The following is a 2,542-nucleotide window of genomic DNA, read 5'->3' on the forward strand; positions in this document are numbered from 1 at the left end:
GTAACCGCCCGGTTTGAACCGCCTTGCGGCCTCAGGCGGCTTCGGTCTTGGGCGCCGCCTCTGACATGGGCGCCCAGTTCCACGGCAGAAGCTCATCGAGCCTGTTGATTTTGTGATCGTGGATGCGATCGAGGACGTCGGCGAGGTAGGCCTGCGGGTCGTGGCCGCTCATCTTCGCGCTCTCGATCAGCGTCATCGCGCGGGCCAGGGTTTCGCCGCCGGTATCCGATCCGGCGAAGAGCCAGTTTTTCCGCCCGACGCCGATAGGCCGCATGGCGCGCTCGGCCGGGTTGTTGTCGATCGCGACGCGGCCATCCTCCAAGAAGAGCGTGAAGGAGGGCCAGCGGTTCAGAGCGTAGCGGAAAGCCTTGGCGAGGTCGCTCTTGCCGGGAATGCGGGTCAGCTGCTGCTCGGCCCAGGCCTTGAAGGCCGCGACCTTGTCGGCGCTGTGGTCCTTGCGGGCGGCAAGCCGTGTCTCCGCGGGCTGCCCGGAGATCTCGCGTTCGATGTCGTAGAGCGTGCCGATCCGGTCGAGCGCCTCGCGGGCGATCTCGGATTTTTTGGCCGTCCAGACATCGTGGAAGGCGCGCCGCAGATGCGCCCAGCAGGCGGCCTCGCGGAACTGCTGTGAGCCGTCCGCACGCGTTTCATAGAGTTCCCTGAAGCCGGCATAGGCGTCGGCCTGCAGGATGCCGCTCGAGTTGGCGAGATGGCCGCGTGGATGTTCGCCTTTTCGGTCCGGAGAGAAGTAGTAGACGACGCCGGGCGGCGCGGGGCCCGACCATGGTCGCTGATCGCGGACATAGGTCCAGATCCGGCCCTGTTTCACGGCCTTGCCGAGCTCCTTCTTCTTGGCCGATCGGTCGAGCACGCGGATGGGGGTGTCGTCGGCATGCAGGACCGAACTGGCCATGACGTCGGCCTCGATCTTCTCGATCAGCGGGCTCAGCGTCTTTATCGCGCCCCCGCACCAGTCGACCATCGTGGTATCCGGGATATCGGCGCCCATGCGGGCGAAGATCTCGTTCAGGCGGTACAATGGCACGTGATCGTCGAACTTGGAGACGAGGATGTAGGCCAGCAGGCTGGGGCCGGCCATGCTGCGCGGGATCGGCCGGCTCGGGGCGGGCTCCTGCACCATGGCCTCGCAGCGGCGACAGGACTTCTTCACCCGGGCGATCTCGATGACCTTGATCTGCGCGGCGATCATGTCGAGCAGCTCGCTGACGTCCTCGCCGACCACGCGCAGATCGCCACCGCAGTCGGGACAGGCCTCGCCGGGATCCAGCTCACGGCGCTCACGCGGCGTGTCCCTTGACACCTTCGGGCGACGGCGCGGTTTCTTCTCCGGTGGGGTTTCCCCCTCCTCGGCCGGCGGGTCTTGCTCCGGGGTCTCGTCCTCGTCGAGCGGCGCGTCGTCGGCCTCCGCTTTGGCCACCATCAGGTCTTCGAGCGCCAGTTCGAGCTGTTCGATCTCGCGCTCGATCTTTTCCGAACTGGCACCGAACTTTTGCTTCTGGAGCTTGGCAATGCGGGTCCGCAGGGACTGCACCAGCAGATCATGGGCGCGCAGCGTCGCCGACATCTTCGCGTTTTCCGCCTGCAGGACAGCGATCATCGCCTTCAGAGCGGCAGGGTCATCGGGCATATCGGCGGGCGCTTGCGACATACCCGTACATACCACAGGAGAGCTTCAAGCGCCATAAAAACAAGGCCGTTCAGGTAGATAAATCACCCCACCCGGGCCGGCGGCGCCCCCCAGTCAGGCCGCCGCCAGTCGATCCCTTCCCAGAGCATCGCAAGCTGTGCCGAGGTCAGCCGCGCGGCGCCATCCTTCGCCGAGGGCCACGGAAAGCGCCCCCGCTCGAGCACCTTGTAATAGAGACAAAAGCCCTGGCCGTCCCAGTAGAGCACCTTGATCCGGTCGCCGCGCCGGCCGCGGAACACGAAGACCGCCCCGCTGGCGGGCTTCTGCCGCAGAACGTCCTGCGCGATGGTCGAGAGCCCCGAGATGCCCTTGCGCATGTCGGTGACCCCGCAGGCCAGGTAGACGCGAACACCTGTGCCAGGCCCGATCATGCCGTCTCCACCGCACGGATCAGCCGGGTCAACGCCGTAGCCTCCATCGCGCTGTCGAACCGAAGACAGCGACCATTGGCCAGACGAAGCTCCACCGGCACGGCAGGGACCGGCTCCGGGTCGGACGGCGGGGGCTCAATGGCCGACATGCCGACCGGCAGGAAGACCGCGCCCTGGTCCGGCGACCAGAGCCCCTTCTTCTTCAGTTCATGGCGCCACGCGTAAATCTGCTGTCGAGTGATATCGTTGCGCTGCGCGACCCGCGTGACCGTCGCCCCATCGAGGCCGACCGACGACACGATCGAAAGCTTCTCCTCGTCGCTCCAACGCCGCCGGCGCTCGACCCCAAGAACCTCGCCCCGCATACACCCTCCGTCTCAGACACGTCCCTAGCGACGTCGCTATGCACGTGTCTTAGCCATTCAGGTCAGGAATGGGCAGGCGGTGCCAACCGGGTGATTAC

At 66.2% G+C, this 2,542-nt stretch carries 3 protein-coding genes; all 3 read right to left on the reverse strand.

Annotation, left to right across the window (positions count from 1 at the left end; genetic code table 11):
- Positions 1-31: 31 nt before the first annotated feature.
- A complete protein-coding gene (gene tnpC, locus DFK10_RS16130; RefSeq protein WP_109390060.1) occupies positions 32-1,669 on the reverse strand; it encodes an IS66 family transposase in 1,638 nt (545 codons plus the stop codon).
- A gap of 62 nt (positions 1,670-1,731) precedes the next feature.
- Positions 1,732-2,079 carry an IS66 family insertion sequence element accessory protein TnpB gene (tnpB, locus tag DFK10_RS16135; RefSeq protein WP_109390061.1) on the reverse strand — a complete coding sequence of 116 codons (348 nt, stop codon included), beginning with the start codon at positions 2,077-2,079 and terminating at the stop codon, positions 1,732-1,734.
- The gene (gene tnpA, locus DFK10_RS16140; protein ID WP_109390062.1) at positions 2,076-2,444 is read right to left on the reverse strand and encodes an IS66-like element accessory protein TnpA; all 369 of its coding nucleotides are present in this window, start codon (positions 2,442-2,444) and stop codon (positions 2,076-2,078) included. The genes tnpB and tnpA overlap by 4 nt, the downstream gene beginning before the upstream one ends.
- Positions 2,445-2,542 lie beyond the last annotated feature (98 nt).

Origin of the sequence: Salibaculum griseiflavum, assembly GCF_003129565.1 — a bacterium.
GTDB classification, from domain to species: domain Bacteria; phylum Pseudomonadota; class Alphaproteobacteria; order Rhodobacterales; family Rhodobacteraceae; genus Salibaculum; species Salibaculum griseiflavum.

Bases quoted from the DNA above. Each gene is read 5' to 3' on its own strand.
- tnpC (WP_109390060.1), bottom strand. From the start codon at position 1,669: ATGTCGCAAGCGCCCGCCGATATGCCCGATGACCCTGCCGCTCTGAAG.
- tnpB (WP_109390061.1), bottom strand. From the start codon at position 2,079: ATGATCGGGCCTGGCACAGGTGTTCGCGTCTACCTGGCCTGCGGGGTC.
- tnpA (WP_109390062.1), bottom strand. From the start codon at position 2,444: ATGCGGGGCGAGGTTCTTGGGGTCGAGCGCCGGCGGCGTTGGAGCGAC.